General features: G+C 50.2%; 17 protein-coding genes. 5 read left to right on the top strand and 12 right to left on the bottom strand.

The genetic code is table 11. From position 1 onward, the window contains the following. Window positions 1–113: 113 nt before the first annotated feature. From ACYVEA_RS19780 to ACYVEA_RS19765, 4 genes are all read right to left on the bottom strand, one after another. Complete coding sequence (locus tag ACYVEA_RS19780; RefSeq protein WP_461115164.1) at window positions 114–440, bottom strand: hypothetical protein; 327 nt, start codon at window positions 438–440, stop codon at window positions 114–116. Between the two features lie 189 nt (window positions 441–629). Beyond that, window positions 630–3,665 (bottom strand): hybrid sensor histidine kinase/response regulator transcription factor, encoded by a 3,036-nt coding sequence (locus tag ACYVEA_RS19775; protein ID WP_461115163.1) that lies wholly within the window; start codon window positions 3,663–3,665, stop codon window positions 630–632. A gap of 288 nt (window positions 3,666–3,953) precedes the next feature. Next, window positions 3,954–4,553: a YceI family protein gene (locus tag ACYVEA_RS19770; RefSeq protein WP_461115162.1), complete on the bottom strand. Its 600-nt coding sequence runs from the start codon at window positions 4,551–4,553 to the stop codon at window positions 3,954–3,956. A 191-nt stretch (window positions 4,554–4,744) separates the two neighbouring features. Next, window positions 4,745–7,381, bottom strand: a complete 2,637-nt coding sequence (locus ACYVEA_RS19765) for a TonB-dependent receptor (RefSeq protein ID WP_461115161.1) — start codon at window positions 7,379–7,381, stop codon at window positions 4,745–4,747. A gap of 265 nt (window positions 7,382–7,646) precedes the next feature. Between ACYVEA_RS19765 and ACYVEA_RS19760 the strand changes: the two genes are divergently transcribed. Both ACYVEA_RS19760 and ACYVEA_RS19755 read left to right on the top strand, forming a co-directional pair. Next, window positions 7,647–8,714 carry a sensor histidine kinase gene (locus tag ACYVEA_RS19760; RefSeq protein WP_461115160.1) on the top strand — a complete coding sequence of 356 codons (1,068 nt, stop codon included), beginning with the start codon at window positions 7,647–7,649 and terminating at the stop codon, window positions 8,712–8,714. Then, a complete protein-coding gene (locus ACYVEA_RS19755) occupies window positions 8,711–9,481 on the top strand; it encodes a LytR/AlgR family response regulator transcription factor (protein WP_461115159.1) in 771 nt (256 codons plus the stop codon). Before ACYVEA_RS19760 ends, ACYVEA_RS19755 begins: the two co-directional genes overlap by 4 nt. On the opposite strand, the gene ACYVEA_RS19750 is transcribed toward ACYVEA_RS19755, so the two are convergent. Then, window positions 9,465–10,568, bottom strand: coding sequence for an alpha/beta fold hydrolase (locus ACYVEA_RS19750; RefSeq protein ID WP_461115158.1), 1,104 nt, complete (start codon window positions 10,566–10,568; stop codon window positions 9,465–9,467). The genes ACYVEA_RS19755 and ACYVEA_RS19750 overlap by 17 nt on opposite strands. Before the next feature lie 131 nt (window positions 10,569–10,699). On the opposite strand from ACYVEA_RS19750, the gene ACYVEA_RS19745 reads away from it, so the two are divergent. Beyond that, the gene (locus ACYVEA_RS19745; RefSeq protein ID WP_461115157.1) at window positions 10,700–10,981 is read left to right on the top strand and encodes a hypothetical protein; all 282 of its coding nucleotides are present in this window, start codon (window positions 10,700–10,702) and stop codon (window positions 10,979–10,981) included. Window positions 10,982–11,101: 120 nt separating this feature from the next. Here the strand turns inward: ACYVEA_RS19745 and ACYVEA_RS19740 are convergent, their stop codons facing one another. From ACYVEA_RS19740 to ACYVEA_RS19710, 7 genes are all read right to left on the bottom strand, one after another. Beyond that, window positions 11,102–11,641: a DUF4833 domain-containing protein gene (locus tag ACYVEA_RS19740; RefSeq protein WP_461115156.1), complete on the bottom strand. Its 540-nt coding sequence runs from the start codon at window positions 11,639–11,641 to the stop codon at window positions 11,102–11,104. Window positions 11,642–11,701: 60 nt separating this feature from the next. Beyond that, entirely contained in the window at window positions 11,702–14,281 is a 2,580-nt protein-coding gene (locus tag ACYVEA_RS19735; RefSeq protein ID WP_461115155.1) for a DUF5686 and carboxypeptidase-like regulatory domain-containing protein, read from the bottom strand. A 263-nt stretch (window positions 14,282–14,544) separates the two neighbouring features. Beyond that, on the bottom strand, window positions 14,545–16,449 hold the full coding sequence (locus tag ACYVEA_RS19730; RefSeq protein ID WP_461115154.1) for a hypothetical protein: 1,905 nt from the start codon (window positions 16,447–16,449) through the stop codon (window positions 14,545–14,547). A 101-nt stretch (window positions 16,450–16,550) separates the two neighbouring features. Beyond that, complete coding sequence (locus tag ACYVEA_RS19725) at window positions 16,551–18,281, bottom strand: RagB/SusD family nutrient uptake outer membrane protein (RefSeq protein WP_461115153.1); 1,731 nt, start codon at window positions 18,279–18,281, stop codon at window positions 16,551–16,553. Between the two features lie 20 nt (window positions 18,282–18,301). After that, window positions 18,302–21,736 carry a SusC/RagA family TonB-linked outer membrane protein gene (locus ACYVEA_RS19720; RefSeq protein WP_461115152.1) on the bottom strand — a complete coding sequence of 1,145 codons (3,435 nt, stop codon included), beginning with the start codon at window positions 21,734–21,736 and terminating at the stop codon, window positions 18,302–18,304. A gap of 196 nt (window positions 21,737–21,932) precedes the next feature. After that, the gene (locus ACYVEA_RS19715) at window positions 21,933–23,054 is read right to left on the bottom strand and encodes a FecR family protein (protein ID WP_461115151.1); all 1,122 of its coding nucleotides are present in this window, start codon (window positions 23,052–23,054) and stop codon (window positions 21,933–21,935) included. Window positions 23,055–23,156: 102 nt separating this feature from the next. After that, entirely contained in the window at window positions 23,157–23,774 is a 618-nt protein-coding gene (locus tag ACYVEA_RS19710; RefSeq protein ID WP_461115150.1) for an RNA polymerase sigma factor, read from the bottom strand. A gap of 416 nt (window positions 23,775–24,190) precedes the next feature. On the opposite strand from ACYVEA_RS19710, the gene ACYVEA_RS19705 reads away from it, so the two are divergent. Further along, window positions 24,191–24,703, top strand: a complete 513-nt coding sequence (locus tag ACYVEA_RS19705; RefSeq protein WP_461115149.1) for a hypothetical protein — start codon at window positions 24,191–24,193, stop codon at window positions 24,701–24,703. Window positions 24,704–25,007: 304 nt separating this feature from the next. Further along, window positions 25,008–25,349, top strand: a complete 342-nt coding sequence (locus ACYVEA_RS19700; protein WP_461115148.1) for a winged helix-turn-helix domain-containing protein — start codon at window positions 25,008–25,010, stop codon at window positions 25,347–25,349. The last annotated feature ends 14 nt before the right edge of the window (window positions 25,350–25,363 follow it).

Raw genomic sequence — 25,363 nt, 5'->3', positions numbered from 1 at the left:
CGCTTATGAATTATGTTAGATGGGTGTATTTATCAAGGAATCTGGAGCCGTAATTTCAAGGACACTAAGAATCTGTCTAAAAATATTTCTTATTTAATCTGAAATCTTCAGTTCTACTTAATAGGCCTAATTTGCCAATATCCTGTGGTGGGACTGTTTTGAGATTCCTGTTTTTGGACGAAAACCCATTGGTAGCCCGTTGCCATTGAAATTGGTGAAAGGGGAATGGCTTCGGAATACAGTAGCTGGGCGTTGTTCATAAACAGTATATTTTCGTTAACGGGTTCGGGCGGTGCATCAGCCACAACCTCGTTGGGTAGCTGAGCGAGTGGTCTATTGATGCGGGTGGCCTGCAGAACCGATGAACAGGCCAGTAAACCGCCGATTGAACCCAGCAGTAGTGAACGAGACAGTAAACCTAAAACAAAGGGTGTGTTCATGGCTATCAATGATATAAAAGAGGGTTAGAAGGCTGCATATACGCAGGGAGGTTTATAAAATGGTGTGGCTAGACAGCCCGTTTGGGTGGGTCAAAGATGGACGTTTACTGCGCTTTACACTGTCAGACTGGGGACATATGTTGTCAGATTCGGGGCATTTTGTCCGTAGAAAGGAGAGAAAAGCCCGAATCAGGCGTTTTTCAAGCGATTGGCCATAAATTCGGTGGGTGTTTGCTGATAGGTTTCTTTGAAAACAATTGTGAAATGCGAGGGCGTACTGAACCCCACCAGGTCAGCCGTCTCTGCTACGTTATGGCCCGCCTTTAACAACTCAGCCGCTTTCCGGAGTCGATACTGGCGGATCAAATCCGCCGGTGCTAATTGAATCAAGCTCTGCACTTTGCGATACAGTGTCTTGCGGTTCATGGCCAGTTGATCGGACAGCCAGTCTACACTGATCGAGGAGTCATCCAGATGCCGATCCAATAACCCATAAATCCGTACCAGAAACGGGTCGGTACTCAAAGCTGGCACAGAAGCCGGTTGCCTGGCGGGCGAATCCACGCCGGACGAATCCACGCCGACCGCACCGGGCAAGTTGAACTGATGCCGGTAATGGTTACCTAATCGCTGCTGGCGGGTAATTAGATTACTGAGCCGCAACTGCAACTCGTCGATACTGAAGGGCTTGGACAGGTAATCATCAGCTCCTTGCCGTAGGCCTTCGATCCGGCTGGGCAGAGCGGCTTTGGCGGTTAGCATTACCACCGCGATATGATCTGTATCGGGATGGCTTTTGATGCGACGGGTCAATTCATAGCCATTCATGCGGGGCATCATTACGTCCGTGATAACTATATCGGGTAGTTCAGCCAGAGTACATTCCCAACCTGCCTGCCCATCGGCGGCCTTCACGACGTGGTAAGAAGGACTTAACTCACCCGTCAGAAACTCCCGTAGCTCGTCATTGTCTTCCACAATCAAAACTCGGGGAATCAGCTTTTCAGCTAACGACGGTGGTGTCACTGAATGCGCAATGGAAGGAGCCCCGGTTTGGCTGACTGTCGTTATAAGTCCGGGAGGAATCAGGACGCGGGTACTGACGTTAGCCGACAACGGACGAACCGGCAGTGTCAGTTGGAACGTAGTGCCCACAGCCAGTTGACTCTCCACCGTGATGGTTCCCCCCACTACGTCGGTCAATTCTTTTACAAGCGCCAAACCAATTCCGGTGCCTTGATAGACGCGGGTTTCTGACGTGTCGGCTTGATAGAACCGGTCGAAAATATGAGGTAAATTAGCTGGTGCGATGCCAATCCCGGTATCCGTAAGTTGAAGTTGCACACCCGCCATCTCCTTGCCGGCCCAAACTGGCGACACGGTTAGGGTTACCAGATCCCCCATGTCGCTGAATTTTAACGCATTTGAGAGTAGATTCATGAGGATCTTTTCCCACTTATCGGCATCGAATAAATGGTCCTGTTCCGGTAGGTGGTCTGCACGCACCGTTAGTGTTATACCCTTGTGGCTGGCCGTCCGTTGAAACAGTGCCACCAACTGACTAATGAAGTCCGATACGTTCCCCTGATTCAGCGAGACGCTCATCTGATTGGCTTCCAGCTTCGACAAATCCAGCAATTGGTTAATGAGCCGAAGTAGCTGATCGGCATTGCGCTGGACCATCGTCAATATCGGCCGGTCAAACCGACTTTCCTGCAGCAATTTCTCTACCGGTGAAATAATGAGCGCCAGGGGTGTTCGAAACTCGTGGGTAATGTTGGTAACAAAGCGTGATTTAACCTGATCAAGTTCGCGAAGCTGATCGGCCTGCTGATGGAGTTCATAGGTACGTTCAGCTACCTGAAGTTCCAGTTGTTCGTTCTGCTGGGACAATAGCTGTTGCCGTTCCTGCTGGTGGGCCAGATTTCGGGCTGATAGATTTTCTACCTCCTGTAGCCGAGCCATAAGTTGCTGATTGATCCAACCGTGTTCCAGGGCTAGCAGAAGTGACAGCGTGAGTGGGAAACACAGAAATGCAGCCAGATAAAACAGGTGAAAAAGCCATTCATGCCCATAATCAGAAATATGCAACGCAAACAGGACCGAGGATAGGATCATAAGCCCCAGATTAGCAAAAGCACCGCTGGTTACAATTCGGGCACCGGGTAATTCGCGCCGGGTAGCCACCAGTGAAAGTCGTATCAGTTCCAGAGGCAGGTAGTAATTTATTGGCCAGAACAGCCACTGGAAATCAGCTGGTAGCGGAATAAAAACGAGTCCAATACTGCCAATGGCCAGCCAGCACAGCCACCCTTTGCGAAAATTGAACATCGTGTAAAATGTAAGAATCGCCATACCGGGCATCCAGACAGCCAGGTATGAACCGTAATACACCAAAATCCGCAGGCTCAGCGTGTGCGTAAAATCGTTGGCCGCCATGGCCAGCAAGGCAAGGGTCAGCATTAGATACATACCCGCAGCATAGAGGTTGGTGCGTTTGGTGCGGTGAGTAAAAAAAAGGCTTAAATGCAGGATAAAGAGAATAAACGAGATACCCAGTTTGAAGGTAGCCAGATAGATGGCCTGTACAGCAACGGGTTTGAGCGCGGGCAAGGCCGTTGTTGGGAACAGCCAAAACTGGATAGTACCCGCATCCCAATGCAAGTAGTTTGTCGTATAAATTAGCCCCGGCTGGCAGGCAACCCGCAAGGCCAATACGTGTTCAGTTGAAGCTTTCAAAGGGAAACTGTAAGCTGAACTTGGATTATAGGCCTGTACACGGTCGGGGTTGGTGCTGATGGTGCCAAACGTATACAACAACCGCCCATCCAGGTAGATCTCCGACGCAACGGATTGAAACATTTTGATCATCAGGGGCGGCAAGTCGGGGCCGGTATGCAGGTGCAATCGAAGCCAGCCGATACCCGCCCGCTGGAGTTGCGGTAACTCCCGAATGTCCTTGGTTGGGTCGATTTGGCTCCAATGACGATCATCCAGTTGCGGACTGGCCCCGTTTGCTACGTCCCCAGCCTGAAATCGCCATCCATCTTTCAACAGAAATCCATCATCCGGTACCTGAGTCAGTGATATGGCGGCTGTTGGCACCTGAGCACGGGCGATCATCAACCCCTGAATCAGGAGTAGGATAGCCATTACTACCCGCAGCAAACGGGTCACTAAGAATTGATTCAACTTTAATTGATCCAAACAGACTCGATAATTCATGGATTGGCTTGAGCCGTCTGTAAGGGATGAGGACGCTTTTTTTTAATTAATCAAGAAGGGCTAAAAATAAGTATTTCTACCTAAAATTTCTATATTATTTCTCTAATGCCATATTATTCGGCAGATTATGCTGAACAATTGCTAAAAAAGAATCTACAAAGGTTCACAATCGACTTCCAGGAAATCTGCTACGTCCAATCGGGTTAAGGCGCTTTTTCTGGTCAGTCAGCCTACCAAAAACCCCGGCTTGACAGAATCAAGCCGGGGTTTTAATAGGGGTTTGCTACGTTATTTCTTTTCTGCTGTCGCTTCGGCCTGCTTGGTGAATTCACCATTTGCCTTCACCTCAATATCTTCACTGATGATCGCGGCAGGCGTTCCTGCTCCTATTCCATAGTCCAGCCGTTTCAGCGTGCCTTTCATATTGAAGCCCACTTTTTCTGACTTTCCACGCGGACTTTCATTGGTTATCGGACCATTCATGACCACATCCAGCGTAATGGGTTTGGTGACGCCGTGCATGGTCAGGTCGCCGGTTACTTTGTACTTCTTATCGCCGGCTTTCTGGAATGACTTGCTTTTGAAGCTCAGGGTTGGAAACTTGGCGGCATCAAAATACTTCTCCCCTTTCAGGTCCCCGTCACGTTTTTCGTTGCCGGTATCAATGCTGTTGACATCCCCCGAAAATTCAAATACAGCGTCGGAAAGATCGGGTTTGGCCGCTATGACTTTAGCGTCGAATGTTTTGAAAAGCCCGTCTACTTCCGACAGCATCATGTGCGTAACGGTGAAACCAACTTTGGAGTGGGCTTTGTCGAGTGCCCACGTCTGCGCGTAGGACGTCGAGAGGGTGAGTAGCGCAGCAACAGATAAAACGAATGCTTTCATGAGTTAAAAAGTTAATTGGGTTAGAAATGAATGGGCAACTACCGTACCTCTATGATAGCCGATGGCTAATTTATGAATCTTGTAATCAATTGACAATCATTGCGGATAGAAAATGAATAATGCCAACTAAAGAATGACAGGTAGCCAACGTGTGCTCATTGTACATTCGTCAGGCTCCACGGCTCAGTTTCTTACCTGGGTCGTCCACCACCCACGGGTGCCGCCGGTTGTGGCTGACCACCCCCATCACCGCCCCCGTCTTTCACATCGTCGTTGCTGACCGAGCGGCCTTTCCGACGATTTTCGTCAAACGTCATCTTGCCAATGCGGTACGTGAAGGTCACTTTCAGGTTCGAGTTGTACAGGTGGTTCACGTTCACTTGCGACAGCAGTGGCGAATTCAGCGTGGTGCGCATGGTGACTCCATTTCCGACGAAGTTCTCGGCGGCCAGTCCGATACTGCCCCGCTTGCTGGCAACGTCTTTTCTGACACCCAGTGAGTACATGTAGAAACTACCCATTGTGCCCTGCAACTGTGGGTTTGGCCCCCGGAAGAAGCTGAACACCTGCGCACTCCAGCCTTTGTCGAGCTGTAGCTGGCTCATCAATCGGCCACCAATACTGATGCCTGAGTTGTCGATGGTCACCGACTTGCCGTCAGCCCCGGCGGTGGTTCCCTGCATGTACATGTAGTAGCCGTCCAGGCCACCGTTGATACTCCATTTTGCCGTGATGCTGGTATTGAAAAAGACATTGGCGCCTACAGTACGCTGCACGCCAATGTTCTGGAACGTAGTGATAATACTTCCTGCCATTGTATCCGACGGTATCCGAATCTGGGAAATGGCGTTGTTCGTTATCCGACCGAAAACGGCAGCATTCAGGTATGTTTTCTTGATCGTCGAACTAACGCTCAACTCCATGTTGTCGGTGAGTTCAGGACTTAGATTGGGATTACCAACGCTGATATTCTGCGGGTTCGCCTTGTTCACGTTCGGGTTTAGCTGTTGCAGACCCGGCCGTTGAATCCGGCGGTTGTAGGCCGCTTTTAGTGTGGTGCCCCCTTTCAGACTTTTCGATACGTTAACGCTCGGCACCAGATTACTGTAACTGGGGATGTTCAGGTTTATGTATTCGTTCGTTTCGTTCGTTTTGGAGGCTTTGGCCGATATGCCGGTGTGTTCGTAGCGCGTTCCCACCTTGAACGTGTATTTGCTCGGTGTTACGTAGGTGTACGAGATGTAGCCCGCCCCAATGTTCTGGTTGTAGATCAGCGCCCCCGCCGGGTTGGTCGGATCGTAGATCAGGTCGCCCGTGCTGCCGCCAATCTGATACTCATAGCGGCTATCTACTTTCCGCATGATGGCTTTTCCGCCAAATTCCAGTAGCTGGTTTTTCTTGATCGGCGTCTGGTAATCCGTCTGGATCGTCATTTCCTGATTCGTGTTGTTGTTCAGGTTTCGCTGACGAGCCGTCAGTTCGCCCGTTTGGCCCAGAATATCCGCATAGAAATTATTGACCAGACCGGTGCGGCTATACTGCGTGGAAATGCTCCACTCCTGCTGCGGCTTAAACGTCCGGACGTAGTCCAGATTCAAGTCCACCGAGTTCGACAGGTCTTTTCGATTCACATCACGGTTGGTCATGCTCAGCAACGAGTCCATTGCGAACGTACTGGTCAACTGGGTCTGTTGCTGAATAAAATTGCGGGTGCCATAACGAATATTGGCCGTTAACGACTGATTCTTGGCCAGGTCATAATCGAAGCCCAGGGTGTACTGACCAAAAATTGGCTTGTCGAAGGCCGTTGCCTGTTGACTGGTACGTAGCGATTGGGCACCCACCAGCGTCGTCTGGTCCAGGGTCGACGAAGCCCGGTTGTACATAGCCCGCCCGAAACCGCCCAGGCTAATCCCCAGTTTGCCCTGACGGAATGAACCGTTCAGACCCAGATTGGATGCACGAAGACCTGCTCCCGCATCGACATTTAAGGTCAGGCCATGCAGTGTAATCTTTTTCGTGACGATGTTGATAATCCCGGCGGCTCCTTCGGCATCGTACTTGGCCGATGGGCTGGTGATCACTTCCACCGTTTTGATCATATCGGCCGGAATTTGCTTGAGCGCGTCGGCCACACTACTCGCGACAATCGTCGAGGGTTTGTTGTTGATCAACACCCGAATATTCTGACTGCCGCGCAGGCTCACGTTTCCGTCCAGATCAACCGACAGCATCGGCACGCGTTTCAATACGTCCGATGCATCGCCCCCTTTGGAGGTCATGTCTTTATCGGCATTGAAAACGAGCCGGTCCACTTTTTCCTCGATCAGCGCGGCCTGGCCCACTACGTTCACTTCGCCCAGCGTGCGCACATCGGCGGGGAGTTTCACCGATCCCATGTTCAACACTGTACCTTTTTCGATGGTGAACGCCTTGGAATCCAGGTTTTTGTAGCCAATAAATGAGTATTGAAGCCGATAATCACCCGGCGCCAGCTTACTCAGGGTGAAATTCCCTTTGGCGTCCGACGTAGTACCGTCGATGGGTTTGTTGGTTTTCACGTTCATCAGGGCGATCGTCACAAATTCGACTGGCTTCCCCGACGTCGAATCGATGAGCAGCCCCGTTATTTTACCATTCCCTTTTGGCGTATCATCGGCAACACCGGTAAACTCCGCTTTTTTCCGCTGGCCATCCTGATTGTTCATGCCCGGAGGGCCACCCGGTCCGCCACCGCCACCCGGAGGGCCAAATTGAGCGTTGCTTGTCTGGATATGGGTCAGACCGCTCCAAAGCACCAGCGTTAGCAATAAAAAATAGTTGTTCATCGGTATTCAGATTGAGACATTGGTAAGCAAAGCAACATTCCTTTAATTAATCCAAAAAACGCAATAGACCGACCGGTAGAAAACGTCGGCAGTTAGGCTGTTTCAGCCGACGAATGAGTTGCCGAATAGTACTAAAGTTCAGCCAGCCGGTAACGAAGCCATTCGTCGGTTAAAAGGCTCAGCCCATCGGGAAACTCTGTTTATGTGCCGATTAATTAAACTGCGCTTTGCTTTTTACCCTAAACTTGCAGCTTTCCCGACGATTATGGCTGCTACTCTTTTATCCCGTCGCTACGTTCCCGTGCTGATTCACGTACTGGGCTGGTTTCTGATGGGCTACTTGCTTTTCTTCAATCAGTCGCTTACGTCCGAGATCCAGTTTCCCCGCTTATTCTGGGTACGTCAGCTCATCTTTTTGAGCCTCATGGTCGGTGTATTTTATCTAAATTCTCAGTGGCTGGTTCCCCGATTATTACTTCATGAGCAGACAGGCCGGTACGTACTATCGCTGGTGAGCATCATCTGTTTTGTGCTTCTTGTCTTGGGGAGTGTTGAACTGGGGTTTGATTTAGCCAGCCAGATGCACCGGGCTTTTCATCCCGACGGAAAAGGTCAGCCTAAATTTTACGGCTGGATTCAACCAAGTCTGTTTACGATTCTGCTGGTGCTGGGAATCAGTACCAGTATTGCGTTACTCCAAAAATGGCAGGACGATGCTAACTTCCGGACGGCGCTGGAACAGGCGAAAACGACCTCAGAGCTTTCATTTTTGAAAGCACAGATCAATCCGCATTTCTTTTTCAATACCCTCAACAACATCTACGCGCTCACCCTGCTCGACGTGGAGACCGCCCGCGAAGCGTTACACCGGCTTTCCCGAATGATGCGCTACGTTCTTTACGACACCCAGTCGGGCACTACGTTGCTGAGCAAAGAACTGTCGTTCGTGAGCGATTATATCCAGCTCATGCAACTCCGGCTCACCGATAAAGTCACTGTTACGCTCAACAAACCGGAACCGCTGCACGATCAGCCCATTGCGCCCATGCTCCTGCTGCCGTTCGTGGAAAATGCCTTTAAACACGGCGTCAGCTCGCTGCATCCCAGTTCAATTACCATTTCCGTCCAGCAACAGCAGCAAACGCTCTTGCTGGATGTCAGCAATACGGTATTTCCCGAAAAAGCGCCCTCCCTCGAAGCGGGCAACGGCATCGGCCTGACCAACACCCGCCGACGGCTCGATCTGCTGTATCCGGGGCACTATTCACTGGACATCAACGAGCACACAGCCGCTGGCGAATACCATGTACACTTAACCCTGAATCTGGCATGACAACGCTGACCTGCATCGCGGTAGACGACGAACCCCTGGCGCTGGGCCTGGTCTGTGCATTTATCGAGAAAACGCCTTTTCTGACCCTCGCTGGCCGCTATAGCAGTGCCGTCGAAGCCTTGCAAGGATTGCTGACATCACCGGTCGATGTTATATTTCTGGACATTCAAATGCCCGACCTGACGGGGCTGGAGCTGGCGCGGGTGCTGGAACGTAGCGCTCGGGGGGCACTGACCACGCGCATAATTTTCACGACGGCGTTCGATCAATTTGCCATTGAGGGATTTCGCGTCGATGCGCTGGATTATTTATTGAAGCCCTTCAATTATGAGGAGTTTCTGCGGGCCGCCAGCAAAGCGCGGCAGTATTTTGAGCTGGTACAACGCGTTGAGCCCGCTCCTGCCGTCGCAACTCCGCTGACCATCCCGCCCACCGACGTAGCCGAGGATTACCTGTTCCTGAAAGTGGAGTATCAACTGGTTCGTATCGCCTACAGCGATATTCTGTACATCGAAGGGCTCAAGGACTACGTGAAAGTATACCGCCAAAGCGAACCCGACAGGGCGTTGCTTTCCTTGACAAGCCTGAAAGCGCTCGAAGAAAAACTCCCGCCAAAACGTTTCATGCGCGTGCATCGGTCGTTCATCGTCGCCCTGGACCGGATTAGTGCCATCACCCGCAACTCCGTACAAATTGGCTCAGCCACCATTTCGGTCAGCGATCAATATAAAGATGCGTTTAGCCACTTCATCAGCCGCTGGCTATAGCCTTTCTGAAGTGCGGTTTCCTTACTCTATTATGTGCTTTCACTTTCGTCAGAAAATTAGCGATATCGGTTAAGAATTGATTCGGCCGCTCATAATGGATATTATGACCACAGTTTGGGTAGATTTTGTGGTCAATCAGGCGTGGATGTTGTTTTTGAAGCGCAGCGTTCCCGGCTTCAAACGGAAACAGATCATTCGGGCTGGTGGGGTCCAGAATTAAGACTGGCACGGACAGGTTTCGAAAGATGATTTTCGGTTCCAGCACCGACATAGATTCCGCAAAAAGTGGAACTTGCGTCGGGTAAAGAATATTAGCCCGAAATTGCTCCGGCGTTTTCATATTGAACAAATCCAGAACGCCCGGACTGATGGCCCATCTTCCACCGTTGACTGGTCGAATCCAGGCTAACAGATCGAATTGACTTCCTCGTTGCGTTGTGTCATAAATAGCTCGGAAAGCGGCAAACTCACTGGCATACATAGTATCCGGGTATCGGTCTTTAAAAATGTCATCGATACGCTTAGTGAGCTGCGCCGGTTCCATCGTATGATAAAACGTATTGGTAGACACCGAACCACCATCTTCCAGGATCAATCCTAAAACCCTGTCCGGGTAGGCATCGTAGAAAGCCGTGCTAATCATTCCCCCTCTCGACCAGCCGCCAATCACCGCTTTTTTAATCTTAAGCTCATCCAGAATGTATTTGATGTCATCGGCCACGTGGTAGAGCGAAACCTCATGCGCCGGAATTGGGGTCTGGCCGTGTCCATAATAATCAATCGCCAGTACGTAGTAACCGGCTTCAACCAGACTGTCAGCTAGCGTCAACAACTCAAGCGCGTTGGTTAAGCTGCCATGCGACCACACGAGCGGAACACCAGAAGGCTTTCCCCAGGTCAGGTAATGCATACGGCCATTTTTTGTCGTGCTGAAATGACCATGCGCTTTTTCAAAACGGGCAAACTCCTGCTTGGCCAACACAAATGCTTTTTGCGCGTTCGTATGATCAGCGCCCGGCTGATTCGGTTGCGCCGGCACATACGTACAGACAGTCAGAATAGAAACAATAGTCAGTAAGATTCTCAACAGCGTATCGAAAAATTAGCGGGATAATTCCGGGCAAATTAACGAGAGAACATTCATGATATGTGCACTATCAGGAAGCAGCGCACTAACTGCACTTTTATGAATTCAATCTTAACGTCTATATTCGTCCCATGACGCCCGATAAACGCCTTAACCAATTAGAGCCAGTAGTGTCTGATGTACTTCAAAAAGTTGATCGTCTGATTGAAGGACAAGGTCAATTGGTAGATTTGGCCACCAGTACGAAAGCTGAATTACAACAAGTCCAAACGACAGGGGACATTACAGCAAACGGATTAGCGAAATTAACCTTGACGGTTAGCAACTTACGTGATGAGATACGACAACGTTTTGACAAGAATGAGCAAACCCAACAAGAAATCTTACCAATTCTCCGTGATCGTTTGATGTAAACACAGGCTATCTGTTTAGATTGTCAAAAGCCTCATTCACCGTATCCTCTCAGTAACTATTTCTTACATTATTCCATCAATGCGCCGTTGTGGTGCTAAAATTCCTACGCCTACCACTCTCTATTTCGGAATGATACGTTCGTAAACCGGCTGGCCCTTGTCGGTGTCAGTCCCAAACATGTCAATGTATTGAACGCGTGGCATAAGCCGCGACTTGGGGTCCAGTTGCACAAACACTTTTTTCAGATACGCCCGCTGCCCATTGATGGTCATCATCGCCATAGGTTTGCCCCGAAGGGTGATAATCTGCATGGGCCGTTGCCTAAATGAATTCAAACTGATTTCATAGGCGTCGGAAGCCAGCGGTCTGTGCGTGTAACCGTAGGCCATTTGCCATTGAACACTGGTTAAATCTTCCCGCTGCCCCTGTTCGGCGTAGCGAATCCAGTAGACCTGCACGGGTTTATTGGGGTCCAGTTTCTTCCCGGCCGATAGGTTCGCTTCGTAGACAACCGTGTTGATGTCTTTGCTGCGTTGCAGGTAAAAAAGCTGGTTAGGCGACGGCGCGGGTTCCGGAAAGGACTTCCGCACCGCCTGGGCAGGTAAATGATCCGTCAGCAATAAGGTCATCAGCAGGGCAAAATATCGGACTATGTTCATGGTACAGGTTGTTCGTGCTGTTAACGAAATTAATCTCCAATCCTATGTAAGCCAAATTGCTTACAGGCTAACTTGAAATGACATTTTAATCGCAAAAGGCGTTACACCCGGATTTTGTCGATACGTCAGCCGGTGCATGGCTTCGATACGTACTGTTTTCAGGACATTCTCGAAACCGTACCCGACCTCGACATAAGGCGTTTGCCGTAATGAATGGACCCTTGGCAGTGGCTTTCCGTTGGTATCGTGGGTAGCAATGAGGTTACGGTTGTCATCGCTCAAATGCCCGAACAGTACGTTACCAGTCACGAAATTCCGCCAGCCCAACCGCCGGATCAGCGGTAATCGGTTGGTGAAAAGACCTTCAAATTTATGTTCAACAGACAGGGATACGTAGCGGTCACTCACAAATTCAGCGTAGTTCATCAGGTTGAACGCATTGCGGTTATAAAACGGCGTCTGGTTTCCCAGATGGACCTGAAGCAGCGGATAGGGAATGGTCGATGGGATGTAGCCCGCTTTCACCGTGTACTGGGTGCGGCCCAGCAAGCCCCAGCGTAGTGTATGCTCCAACTGCATCTGTACTTTATGGTAGCCGCTAAACGTAGTGCCCTGAAATGAACCAGTGCCATAGGTGTAGCGTACCGTTACAATCGGAGCGGTCTCGGTAGGACGACGGCGAATCCGGCGACCCGTGACACGCCGGGCGGGCAGTCGACCCGGTGCATAGCGCGTTTCCAGAAAGTATTCCATGCTACGTAGAGTCGTACCGCCGACGGTTGGGTACTGGTATTCATTACCCTCACTGATCGCGACGGGAAACAGCAGGTCCATCGAGCGCTTGCGAATCCCTACCGTTTGCGTGAAATCCGGCCCTAAATCACGCTGGGCGGTCAACGATGTTTCGCGTTGGTAATATGCCTGCGGAAAACGCCCGAACCGGCTATTCAGTCGAAAGAAGGAGTTGTCGGCCAGGTCTTCCGTGCGATTCCCCAACTGTTCCAGATCGTAGCTATGCCGCAACGAGATCAGCGTTAACGGCCGGCGCGTAGGTATAAAATTAACCTCCCAGCCCGTTTTCCAGACCCGGTCGCGCGTACCATAGGCACCATATGCCGACAGCTGCCAGGTGCGGCTAAAGGCGTTGTTTGTCTGCAAGCCCATCCGAAGCCGATGGCCTTCAATGGGATTGTAGGCCCACATGGAGAAGGCCGAACCAACATCAACACCCCGCATAACGGGCAGGTAGCCGCCATTGAGAATAAACTGAGCCACTTTGGTGTAAGTCTTCACCACCGGCAGGTTTCGAACCGTATCCAGCAGCGCCCGGGTCTGCTCGTAGTTTTGTGCCTGAAGTGATTGCTGACGCTGGTACTGCCAGTAATTGGCGGGCGATTGATCCCGATCCTCCGCCAGATCGATGTCTACGTTGAAAAAGTCAACGGATTTGGGCTGGTTCACCAGCGGCTCCCGCACCGACGTTGTGTAATCGACCGTAGCGCCAAACGTATTTTTGACGACCTCACCTACCCCAACCGTCAGATGCGTTGTTTCGGGCAGCCAGGCACTGCCGGATTCGCCAGCAAGTTCGTACGTCTGGTCAATGTCAATCGTATTGATAAAATTTATATTGGCCGCGGCCCCAACGTGAGCATCGATACGTACCAGTGCATAGCTGTCTTTATCAATCCACATCCGCCCCCGGAACACCAGATCGCGCTCGTTCTTCGGATCGAAATCAATGCCATAACACGTGTGCTGACCAACCTGAGACGTATCGGCCAGGAAGTACGTATAGGCCATGCGCCCGCCCTCGGCCAGTGGCGAGATAAACTCTTTCTTGAACAGGCTAACCTGATTCTGATAAAAATTAAGGGTGTTAAACCCCGCCCCGGTGAACAGCGCCACGAAACTATCGTCGGTGATGCCGACGCTGCTGATGTTGGTCTTTAAAATGTGCTCTTTGGTATGCTGCGGATTGCGTCGGGCGTACAGGTGCGAAACCGTTTCGGACATAAAGACGGGCAAAACAGTAGCTTTTTTGCCTTGTTTCTGCTCCAGTGCCTTCAGAATTGCCTGCACGGGCTTTCGCTGCCGAAAACGGTCGGATAGTTGGTTAATGTTAATCGCGAGCTGACTATAGGCTTCGTATTCATAGCCGCTCAACTGCCGGAAATCGTTCTGTTTCCGATGCGCGTGTATTTCCCGAAGGATACGAAACGCCGGATTTTCACCCGCGTGTACCACAACTTCATTGAGCATGGCTGCGGCTGGCGTTAACGCTACGTCAACAGTTGATGAACTCACCGCCACCTTCGCCGTCTGATAACCAAGCGCCGATACGAGCAGTGAATCAGCGGGTTGACGAAGCTGTAATTCGTAATGTCCATCCACATCCGCCTGCGTACCCGTAGCCTTTCCGTTCACAGCGACGGAGGCAAATGGAACCGCCTGACCCGAACTCTGATCGGTGATTTTACCCGAAATAACGGCTGAATTCGTAGCGGTTTGTCCAAAAGCGGACGTAGTGATAACCAATAAGGTTGAAAGGGACAGACTAAGCGATTGGATTAAAGTGCTCCTTAATCGGCTGATCGGGTGAGAATTTGGTTGTGGAGTAGATAAAATTGTAGCCTTCATGATGTTGTTTACTGAACTTCATTACGGCTATGACTACTGCAAGGCGATTTCCCCCTATTTGAAAAGTAATTTCATGAGTCGACGCTTGCTTGTCGGTCCAGCCGTATGGGTCGTGCTATTGTCATACGTTTATATTGACCCGACAAAATTGTGGCGACCAGCCTGATTCGGAAAGTGAATTGCGACGAAGCGTCTATACTAATTCTTCAATTGTTGGAATAGCCTACTGAGTTGGAGGGCGAAACTAGCGCGGATCGTCCGCGCTAGTTTTTGATTGCCTGAATCTGCTCTTTCAGGTGTAGGGCGACGGTATTTTTCCGGTCGATTTCCAGCGTTTTTTCAACGTATTTACTCGCTGCCGCTGTATTGGCGAATTTGAGGTAACCGGCCGCCAGTTGATTACTCAGCTTGACATTTGTGCTATCTTTTTCAAACTGGCTCTTTACGGCAATTAACTGCTGGACAAACGATTGTAATTCGTTTAAACTGAACTGGGTTTGGTTGTGGGCAGCCGCATAGTGCAGATACGGCATGGCTTCTTCCGGCCGATCCAGCCTGAGTAACGTAATGAATAAGGGCTGAGCCGTTTCGAACGAATTCGCCAGTCGGAAGGCCTTCTTCAGGTACGTAACGGCGGCCTCATTGTCATGTCTGCTTAGGTATAATTTAGCCGCCTGATTGTAAAAAGCCGGGTCGTTCGGAAATTCCAGCAGAAATGCTTCGGTAACCTTCAGGGCGTTGAGCGTATCGTTTTGTTTCAGGTAATGATCTCTTAACTGATTCATGGCATCTGGCCATGTTACCTGCCTGACAACCAAAGCGCCCGCCAATTCTTCTTCTACGGTTTTGGCGCGTTTCTCCGCGGTTGGCATGGGTACGTTGAAGGGCCAGCCTTCTTTCAGGATCATCACTTCGTAAGCCCCTTTCAGGGAATCTACGGCGGTAATCGGCATGCGCTGCCGTAATTCAGCGAGCGAAAGTTCGTGTTTATGGCTAGCCGGAAGTAGCTGCCGTTTTTTCAATGCGTCGTAAAACGCATCGGAAAGCAGTGCATAACCGTATAAATTTGGATGGACGTGTTCCAGAAGGGTTTCCTGGCCCAAAATACCGTGTGGCGAGTGTTCGTCGAAGGCCCGTTTCGTGTCCACCAACGTAACGCCAGGGTATTTAGTTGCTACGTTCTGAATGAGTTGGTTCATGGCTTCCGGCGCCCGAAACCGCAATAAATCCAGTTCTTTAGCCTGTACATACGCTTGTTTCGCTTCGGCAAAATTACCCGTTGTATACGCCTGATTGGCCAACTCATAGCTGGCCTGCGCCGATGTGGCGCCACTCCCCGGTGCACTGATAAAGGGCTTCAGGTCCTTTTCATTACTGACCAGATTACTGATCAATACCGGAATCTTTTGTTGGCTCAGTACCTGGCAAATATCGTTCAGGTTAGTTCGGAATTGGTCGATTCCGGCCTGGTACACGGCCGAGCCAAAGGCGATTTGCTGATCGGCGGCCATCCGTTTCATCAGATTCTCGCGCAAATCAATCTGGTTGCCGGAGATGGTTTTCCGAATGCCAGCTACGGCAGTATTGACCAGTTGAATCAGCCGAGATTCCCGGAGCCTGATTACCAACCGCATCAACGACGGATTGTGCGCAAGGGAACTAGTGGACCCAACCCCCAGGGCGCCATAATACTCATTATGTCCTGTGTAGATCAGTACCGCATCAGGCTCATAATCAACCAGTTCGTTAGCGAATCCGAAGACAGTGTAGGTATTGACGGCCGTCAGGGCCAGGTTTATGATCTCAATATCTTTGTCGGGAAATTCATGCAGCAACCGGTATTGCAACCACCGATGAAAGGACCCATTGTGCATGTATGGATAGCCAATCGTCGTTGATTCGCCCAGCACAAAAATCCGCAGCGTACCTTCTGTTTTTTGCTTCAAAAACGGCTCATAATTACCGATCGTCGCGTTTTCTGTTTCGGTAAAATACCGCTCCGACGCGTGCGGGTTCATTACCCAATACCCCTTGTGCTGGGGATCTTCTACGAATAGACTTAAATCATGGCCATATCCAATCAGTCTGAGTAACCCTTCCAGTAGCACCAGTGCGAGGAACGGTAACAGCACCGCGATTCCTTTAAATAGCCACACCCGCTTTTTCATGAATACCCCGTCTACCTTTTTGCCGCAAAATAATAAAAACCACGTAGGACTTGATGGCCAAGTCACTACGTGGTCACCGGTGGGTTAGGTCTGCCTCCGGTTCAATAGCCCGGATTTTGTTTCATGCTGGCGTTCGCCGTAATCTCGTTGATCGGGATAGGCTGGGCATAGTCCGTTGCTGGATCGAACTGGATGACACCACCCCGGATCTTCTGGTAATAAGCCGCTTCCTGAGGACCGATTTTCCATCGACAAACATCGAACCACCAGTTGAATTCACCGAAAAATTCGGCCCATCGTTCGTAGCGGAGCGGGTTATTTTTCAGTCCATCATCCGGCGCTTTAGTGGCGTCGGTCAGGCTTTTGTAATCAACGGCCGAGGGCGTATCCGCGGGAAGGCCATAGGCGCGCCGGTGCACTTTGTTGATGTACTCCAGTGCCGTTGCGTTATCGCCGGTATGCGTCAGGGTTTCGGCGTAAAGCAGGTAGATATCCGCCATGCGCAGCCAGAGTATGTTAGCCCCGTTGGACCGGTTTACTTCCAGTTCGGTGCCCGCCAGATTGATGTATTTCCGGAAACTCCAGGCTTCCATATCGATCTCCGTTACGTCCAGGTAATGCGAAATGGGCTTTTTTGCGCCAGCCACGACCATCGAATCGACATAGGGCTGCAGACAGGCTACCCACAGCCGGGGGTCAACGGTTTTGTTTGCCCGGGCTGCCACGGATTTAGCAATGTACGACTGATCAACATTCGCTATGTTGGCGGAGGTGGTGCCCTGAGGAAAATAATGGCCCTGATTGAAGCCAAAACGGGCAATGTTCTTGGCGTGCGGAAACACGTTCGACCAGGCCGACGCGATGGGTGTGCCCGTAGGCCCGACGTAGGACGGAGCAATCAAGGTCCCGATCATGGAGCCCATCGACAAATCGACGCCACCATAGGTCATATCGACGTTCAGATTAAGCTCAACGACCGACTCGGCATTGAACTCGTTCTGGCCGTTGAACATATTTTTGTAGACGTCGAACGAAACCAGCGATTTGCCACTACTGGTAATTACGTTGCTCAGGTACGTTTTGGCGTTCGCCCAATCCTGGGTAAACACGTAAACTTTCCCCAGGAATCCTTTCACCCCCCAGCCCGTCACTTTATGTTTGTCGGTAGCTGCCGTCCAGGTCTGGGTGCCCAGCAGGGTTTCGGCGGCTTTCAGATCACTGATAATAAAATCCCAGTTTTGCCTAACCGTCGCGCGGGGTACCTGAGTGGCAGCCAGGTTGTCGGCCACGGTTGTGACGATGGGTACGCCCATTTTATCGCCACCTGCGCCATCCACAATAAACGTCTCCCCCCAGAACGTAGTCAGGTAGTAGTAATACCAGGCCCGCAGATAAAGTGCCTGCCCTTTAATCAGATTGACAGCGACCAGGTCCGTAGCCGAAGCAGTCTTGGCGACCCGATCAACACCAGCCAGCAACGTATTGGCCCGTTGTACACCCCGCCATAAATCGGGCCATATCTGGAGTAAAAAAGCATCGCTGGGCAGGGCGTTATTCTGGCCCATCTGAATCCAGTTGGGCGATCCCTGCCAGCTCAAGTCAGTCGTATGATCCCATAGATACGTACTGTAAGGACCAATTGCCCGGCCGAATATGCCGGTTGCATGCTGCGTTCCGTAAACACCCGTGAGGAGTTGTTCGAGGTCAGACACGGTAGCGGGGTAGCTGCTCGTCGAAATAGCCGTCGGGTTATCGACATCAACGAAACTATCTTTACAGGAGGCAAAACTCACCAGCAAAGCAAATAGCGATAATTTTAAGAATATGTTCATGATCGGAATAGCGTTGGAGGTTAGAAACTCAGGTTGATGCCCGCCGAAAGAAGCATTGTGCGTGGATAGGAATAGATGGTATCAATCCCCCGGGCCGTCGTCCCGTTTCGTCCCAGCACCTCCGGATCAAGCCCTTTATATTTGGTAAAGGTGAGTAGGTTCTGTCCCTGCACGTAGATTTTCAAATCCGAGATTTTCAGGGACTTCATGAGCGAATTGGGAATGGTATAACCGATCTGTAAATTCCTCAGTTTCAGGAATGAACCATCTTCCACGAAGTAGTCGGAAATACGACCGTAGTTGGCATTCGGGTCCCGCGAAAAAACACCCGCGGAACTGGTCGAACCCACCCGGGGCTGATCCGTCAGGCCATTCCCGTTAAAGAAAGAAGAATTGAAAATATCTCTCGTAGTATTGTAATCACCATACATGAACTGGGTAAAGTATTTGTTGCCGTTATACACGTCCACTCCCTGAACACCCTGGAACAGCGCCGTTAAATCCAGTCCTTTCCAACCCAGATTTAACGTAAACCCATAGGTCATTTTAGGCCAGGGGTTGCCAATGAACGTTTTGTCAGCAATGGTAATGCGTCCGTCTCCATTCACATCTCTGAACTTCAGATCACCCGCTGCGGTACCGGCATTCTGGTAATAAACACTGGTTGATCCGGCGGCTTTCTGCGCCTGCTCGTTCAACGTAGTGACATCGGCATTCGACTGAAAAATACCTTCCACCTGGTACCCATAAAACTGACTCAACGGATGGCCAACTTCGGTGCGGGCTGCGTTTCCGTCAAGGTCCTGTCCGGCCGCCCCGTCGGTGATCGGGTTGTTGTTCACCCCATCCAACTGTTTCACCAGGTTGCGGTTGAAAGCAGCATTCGCCGTAATGCCGTACGTAAAGGCGCCTGCTTTTCCCCGGTAATCCACCGCCAGTTCAAGTCCTTTGTTGCTCATCTGGCCAATGTTGGTATATACGGCCGAAGCGCCAAAACCCGCCGACAACGCCACCGGAACCTGATAAATCATGCCCTGCGTCTGGCGGCTATACCAATCGACGGTGATGTTCAGGGCATTTTTCAACAGCCCGATGTCCAGCCCGATATCCGTTTGAAGGACCGATTCCCATTTGATATTCTGATTGGCTAACTGAGCCGTCAGCGCGTAGCCTTTCGCACGGCTGCCGTCGGCTAATCCCTGGCTGTTCGTACCATTCGTTCCGCCATACGACGGCAGATACGTATACTGAGGGATGTTACTGGTGCTACCAAGTTTCCCGTAGCTGGCCCTTAATTTCAGGTTTGACAGGAACGTAACATTGTCCCGAATGAAGGCTTCCTCGTTCAGTTTCCAGCCGATAGAAGCCGATGGGAACACCCCAAATTTGTTCGTCGGGCCGAAGCGGTCCGAACCGTCCCGGCGGATGGTTGCCGTCAGCAGATATTTGCTCGCGTAAGTGTAGTTGATTCGCCCGAATTGGGAAAGAATACGCGTTTGCGGCAGTTCACCCCCGCTCGCTACGTAGCTACTGGGGTTGGTGGCCAACCCTAAGTTATATGTTACGTAGGGGAATCCCTGCGCCGATGCGGTTAAGGTGCTCCAATCTGATTTATATGACTCATAACCAGCCAGCGCTTTGAACTCGTGCTGACCAACGGTTTTAGCATATGTCAACACGAAATTGGCCGTTAGATTACGCTTATTGTTGACGTCGCGGCTTAGCGATGCAACGCGGTTGGCAACAATGCCATAATCATAAGCCTCATTAAATTTGTAATTCTTATCGCTGTAAATCGAAGCACCGAACGTAGTCCGGAAATTCAGTCCCGGAATGATCTCCCAATCGGCATATACGTTGCCTTCCAGCGCATACGTCTGGTTCAACTGGTGATTCATATACTCCTGCCCAACCAGGTTGGGTCCCCCAAAATAGTTGCCTGTTTTAGCCCAGCCACCATAGATATTTGTCGGGTCGTAGATAGGCACGACCGGCGCTGACCGAAAGGGCAACGTAGTAGAGACCACCGGATTGGTGCTGGTCATCCAGGCATAAAGGGTTTCCCCTACCCGGATCTTTTTGTTCAGTTTGAAATCCGAATTGGAGCGAAGGCCGTAGCGTTCAAAATAGTTATCGATGAACGTACCACCTTCTTTCTGATAGTTGGCCGACAGGTAATAATTGCTTTTCGCCGAAGCCCCTGACAGTGAGAGCGAATAACTCTGCTCAATACCATTGCCATATAAATCCTTCACCCAGTCGTTATCAGGCAATTTTGCGGGATCACCCCAACTGTTGGTCGCCACACCGAAGGCTGTTTTCGCAGTGTAGTAATCGGCCGTATTCAGGAGTTTATACTGATGGAGAGGTTTCCGGACGCCGTAATAGGCATTGAAATTTACGCTCATTTTATCCATCGTAGTACCCCGTTTCGTTGTCACCAGAACGACGCCACCAGCCGCCTGGGCTCCATAAATAGCGGCAGCGCTGGCATCTTTCAGAATCTCGATGGATTCGACATCCTGCAGGTTGAAGTTGTTGCCCGACGACATCCGTATGCCATCAACGATATACAGCGGAGCCATGCCCCCAATGGAACCAACGCCCCGGATCACAATGTCGGAGCTGGCCCCCGGCGACCCGTCATTGCGGGTTACCTGCACGCCCGCAGCCCGCCCCTGCAAGGCTTCGTTAATGCTACGTACCGGCAGGCTCTTTACTTCTTCCGCCTTTACAGACGAGATTGAGCCCGTCAGATCCGACCGTTTTTGCGTACCATAACCCACGACGATCACTTCATTGAGGTTTTTGGTATCGGTCGCCAATCGTACGTCCAGGTCACTACGATCACCCACCGTAACTTCCTGGCTTATATAACCTACAAAACTGAATACCAGTGTGGCATCACCGGTGAGCAAGGTCATTTTGTATTGCCCGTTGGCGTCGGTAGTAGTGCCGCGCGTCGTTCCTTTTACAATAATACTCACGCCAGGCAGCCTGGCACCGGCTTCATCAGACACACTTCCCGATACAGTGCGGTCGTTAACAGCCTCATCCTGTGTGGGGGGAAGCACGTCAATCCCCTTCGGAATGGACTCCTGATTCAGGATGATCTGCCGACCTTTCACGTAGTACCCTACGCTAAGTGGTTGTAACAGGTTGTCCAGAATTTCACCCAGCCGCTGGTTCGTGGCGTTTAATGATACGTGGTTTTTCAACTGCACAAGCGCCGACCGGTAGGCAAACCGGACGTCGGCTTGTTTTCCCAGTTGGTTAAGCAGCGATTTTATGGTCAAATTATCGGCCTGCAGGGTAACACGCTGATCCATAACTTGCTGTGCTTCAACCGGACGGGCCGTAGCCAGACCGGCGATAATAGCCGCCAGTAGTACCTGATAGACAGTAAATTTCATAAGGCTACACAACAGACTAAGCGGTTGTCGAAGTTCTTTCATACTTTTGCTTGTTTTTTGGCTATTTACGATTAGGAATGGGCAAAGAACCCCCAGCCTCATCATGGATGAGGGTCTCAAGAAGGGTGTACTTAGAGCCAGTGATGCCGGAATCATCACTGGCTTTTTTTGTAAAAAATGGACTAATGCTTCATAGGCAATACGTAGTAGGGTAAGGATTTCAGACTATTTACGGCAATTACTTACAGCCTTTACTGTTGATGACAACCTGGCCATCCAGCACTTCGTAGGTCGCGCCAATGGTTTGACATACGACATCCAGCCGCTCAAGCAGGCTTTCGTTGGTAAACGTGAGGTTCACCAGGCAAGCCGACAAATCATCTTCATTATAAAGAAGTTTTACGCCATACGTTCGTTCAATAGCTGCGAAGACTTTGCCAACGGGAGCGTCCTCGAATACCTGCTCCCGGCTGACCGTTTCGGGCATGATGGCGGCTGGTTTCTCGACCAGTGCCTTCATCAGTTGATGATCCCCCAGCTTGTAGATCATTTGCTGATTCGGGGTCAAAATAATGCCCTGAATCCGGCGCAAACCCGACTGTTGGGCTTTTTCAAAATCCTGTTGGGTATACACCGAAACCTGTCCAGTACGTACGGTTACGATTACATTCTTTTCGCTTTCAAAAGCACGCACCAGAAAGGTGGTCCCCAATACTTTCGTGACGGTTTGGTTGGCATAGATCAGGAAAGGCTTCGCCGGATTTTTCACTACGTCGAAGAAGGCTTCCCCATCCAGGTACACCACCCGGTTAGTGGCCTTGAACTGAGCCGGATAGCTCAATCGGCTTTTGGGTCGCAGGGTTACGGCGCTCCCATCGGAGAGTAAGATGTTGACAACATGGTTGCTGGTATTGACCGTTTCCTGAAGCGGAACCTGGGCTATTTTTGTTAATTGGGCATACGATTCAGCGGCCACCCGTCGATTGACACTCCCGTAACGCCAGAGACCAAAACCAACCAGGATGAGCACAGCTGCAACGGACGCCCATCGCCACTGCGAAATCCGTTGACCCCATGGTATACTGGGCGTATCAGTTGCTTCAGCCTCCCGGCGTTCGGCTGCGTTCCTGACCAACCGACGTAGTTCGCTCGTTAGTCGCGCGTCAGTGGCGTCATCCTGATAGTGATCGTTCAGGGCCCGCACCAGTTCCTGTGCCTGACGAACAACATGAACCCGGTCCGGATGCAGCGTCAACCACTGCTCCCAAAAAGCGGTTGCTTCTGGAGACGTACCGGCTGTCCACTGGCGAAATGATTCGTCAAACAGAAAATCCTCGATCTTGTACGTCTTGTAATCCATGTCGGAGCAACTAGCACAGGTGGCTTCTATTTCTATAGTGCTGTTTCTTGCCGGACAATACTCAGGAAATTGTAAAAAAATTTTCGACTAGAGTGCAATTTATCAGAATGGCTCGTTGCTGAGAGCCAACAACAGCAACGACATGAGTAAATTCGGCGACCACTGGCTTCGAAGTTCTTTAAACGTCCGATAAAGCAGATTGGCTACGCTTTGCCGTTCCATGCCCAGTATCTGCGCGATTTCATGATTCTCCAGATTCTGGTAAAACCGCAGATATAGTACTTCCTGCTGGCGTTTGGTGAGGCCAGCCATTAGTTGATGCAGCAAGCGCTGCTGCTCCGTATGTAGCTCTTTAGTAATTATTTCTTCTTCGATCGAGCCGGAGAAGGGCAGGCTAACCGATTCGAATTCATCTATATGAACCGGGAATTGATGCTCCCGTACTTTGAGCAATTTATACCGTAATGCTTTTAATAGGTATGTTTTTACAAAAACAGCATTGCCAATTGTGGCCCGGTGATCCCAAATCTCCAGAAACAGATCCTGAATGGTATCCCAGACCAACTCAGCGTCGGTCGTTAACCGCAAACCGTAATTATAGAGGCCTGGATAGTGTACGCGTGCCAACTCACCCAAAGCCCGTTCGTCTCCGGCTTTGAAGCGTTGCCATAGCTCCTGATGAGCCAGTTGTCTGTAATCAGTCGACGTAAAACGTTCCAAGGATGTGATGGCCTTAGTGCACTAACACTAAAGATGTCAAGTATACTATTATATTGATCAAATGTTATATTTTTTTGATTGTAGCCGTAAGAGCGCTATGACGTAAATTAGTAAATCTACAGATCGTGGTGGATCGGGTACCATTCTTTTGAAACAAATCCGTTTGAACGGGTTGCCTTTCAGTGTGACTTCATATTGTTTTTTAATGTCTAACAATCAGTATCAAATACCACCTGTCCTGCGTGTGCATTCACATGATAATAAATCAAAAAAACCACAACCATAGCCTTATATTTATCATACATTTAGCGCAGTTAAACTTATTTAATAGGGCTAAGTTAATCTTATTAAGCGTGGCAGTGTAATAAAAAAAGTAGAATTAGAAGTTTCAGCTACCTCATAATCAGACTTCGGCTATGGTACTTTTCTTCACCGCTTTACACGAAAAAAAGAAAATAAAAATATTTTCTTTTCAACCCGGCACACTAGAACTCGGTTTAGACTTAATAAACATTGTTAGTGCGCAGGGTGACGCCATTCTTAGTGCACACATCGTTGATGAAAATGGTGCAACCGAGATTCCACTGGACGCATTTGATGGTACCGCCTTTTCGGCCCCTATGCAGGCATTGGAAAAACAGTGGAAAAAGCTTTTAAAGAAACCAGCTAAGCCTGTCATAAGCCGGCATACACAGGAGCTTATTAGCTTACTCCATAAGAAAATCAAGATTCATACGGGTATGATCGCTAATCTCGACTCAACTATTGTTCGGCTGGAAGCTCTTCTGGTTCAAGCAGATAAGATAGGGAGCGCCCGGCTGCTTAATCACTACACAACCCTGATTCATAAGTACCAACAAGTCCTTGCCAAAGCACGAAGCGAGCAAAAACTATCTATAGATAAGCTTCGTCTTCTGGAGCAATCCTAAACACAGTCTATCTGAGTACCCAGCCTCCACCCGCAGGCGGTAAAGTATAAACTGGACAAAGATCCAGTTTGTATAAGCTATCAATTGGTAGCCATCAGTAAAAAAAGCCCTTGTTTGCTCTTTCTACGCTATCTTTTAGTGGGGTAATCCTGCAACCTGGCGAAAGAAAGACCCCTTCAGACGTATCTTCGCCGGAGATTTCAGAAAAATAAACATCCGTTTGGGCAAGTAGTCTGAACGGATTGACTTTTTCTATTTGTCATTCAAGCTGCTGATCTGTCGGTAACATCAATAAATATTACGTATGATCAACTTACGTATCAACGGCCGAATCTGGCTGGAAACATCAGAAAGTGAGCGCTTTATAGGGATCGGCCGCATGGACTTGATGGAACACATTCAACGTACCGGCTCTATCAATCAGGCAGCCAAAGCCATGAATATGTCCTATAAGCGGGCCTGGGATCTAGTTAGCTCGCTCAACCGACTTGCCGAACAACCGCTGGTTAGCACCCAAACCGGGGGTGACAAAGGCGGTGGCGCTACCCTTACTGCCGAGGGCATTGCTTATTTAACCTATTACCGGGGATTGCAAGATCGATTCAGGCAGTTTATAGCTGCCGAAGAAAGGCATGTTCCTCACTAACTGAACCAACTCGC

Source organism: Spirosoma jeollabukense, assembly GCF_054777855.1.
The sequence above is the reverse complement of the archived record's forward strand: the minus strand, read 5'-3'. Positions and strand labels throughout refer to the sequence as shown.

Excerpts from the sequence above, each read along its gene's own strand:
- ACYVEA_RS19780 (WP_461115164.1), bottom strand. The coding sequence starts at position 440 with ATGAACACACCCTTTGTTTTAGGTTTACTGTCTCGTTCACTACTGCTG.
- ACYVEA_RS19775 (WP_461115163.1), bottom strand. The coding sequence starts at position 3,665 with ATGAATTATCGAGTCTGTTTGGATCAATTAAAGTTGAATCAATTCTTA.
- ACYVEA_RS19770 (WP_461115162.1), bottom strand. The coding sequence starts at position 4,553 with ATGAAAGCATTCGTTTTATCTGTTGCTGCGCTACTCACCCTCTCGACG.
- ACYVEA_RS19765 (WP_461115161.1), bottom strand. The coding sequence starts at position 7,381 with ATGAACAACTATTTTTTATTGCTAACGCTGGTGCTTTGGAGCGGTCTG.
- ACYVEA_RS19760 (WP_461115160.1), top strand. The coding sequence starts at position 7,647 with ATGGCTGCTACTCTTTTATCCCGTCGCTACGTTCCCGTGCTGATTCAC.
- ACYVEA_RS19755 (WP_461115159.1), top strand. The coding sequence starts at position 8,711 with ATGACAACGCTGACCTGCATCGCGGTAGACGACGAACCCCTGGCGCTG.
- ACYVEA_RS19745 (WP_461115157.1), top strand. The coding sequence starts at position 10,700 with ATGACGCCCGATAAACGCCTTAACCAATTAGAGCCAGTAGTGTCTGAT.
- ACYVEA_RS19740 (WP_461115156.1), bottom strand. The coding sequence starts at position 11,641 with ATGAACATAGTCCGATATTTTGCCCTGCTGATGACCTTATTGCTGACG.
- ACYVEA_RS19735 (WP_461115155.1), bottom strand. The coding sequence starts at position 14,281 with ATGAAGGCTACAATTTTATCTACTCCACAACCAAATTCTCACCCGATC.
- ACYVEA_RS19730 (WP_461115154.1), bottom strand. The coding sequence starts at position 16,449 with ATGAAAAAGCGGGTGTGGCTATTTAAAGGAATCGCGGTGCTGTTACCG.
- ACYVEA_RS19725 (WP_461115153.1), bottom strand. The coding sequence starts at position 18,281 with ATGAACATATTCTTAAAATTATCGCTATTTGCTTTGCTGGTGAGTTTT.
- ACYVEA_RS19720 (WP_461115152.1), bottom strand. The coding sequence starts at position 21,736 with ATGAAAGAACTTCGACAACCGCTTAGTCTGTTGTGTAGCCTTATGAAA.
- ACYVEA_RS19715 (WP_461115151.1), bottom strand. The coding sequence starts at position 23,054 with ATGGATTACAAGACGTACAAGATCGAGGATTTTCTGTTTGACGAATCA.
- ACYVEA_RS19705 (WP_461115149.1), top strand. The coding sequence starts at position 24,191 with ATGGTACTTTTCTTCACCGCTTTACACGAAAAAAAGAAAATAAAAATA.
- ACYVEA_RS19700 (WP_461115148.1), top strand. The coding sequence starts at position 25,008 with ATGATCAACTTACGTATCAACGGCCGAATCTGGCTGGAAACATCAGAA.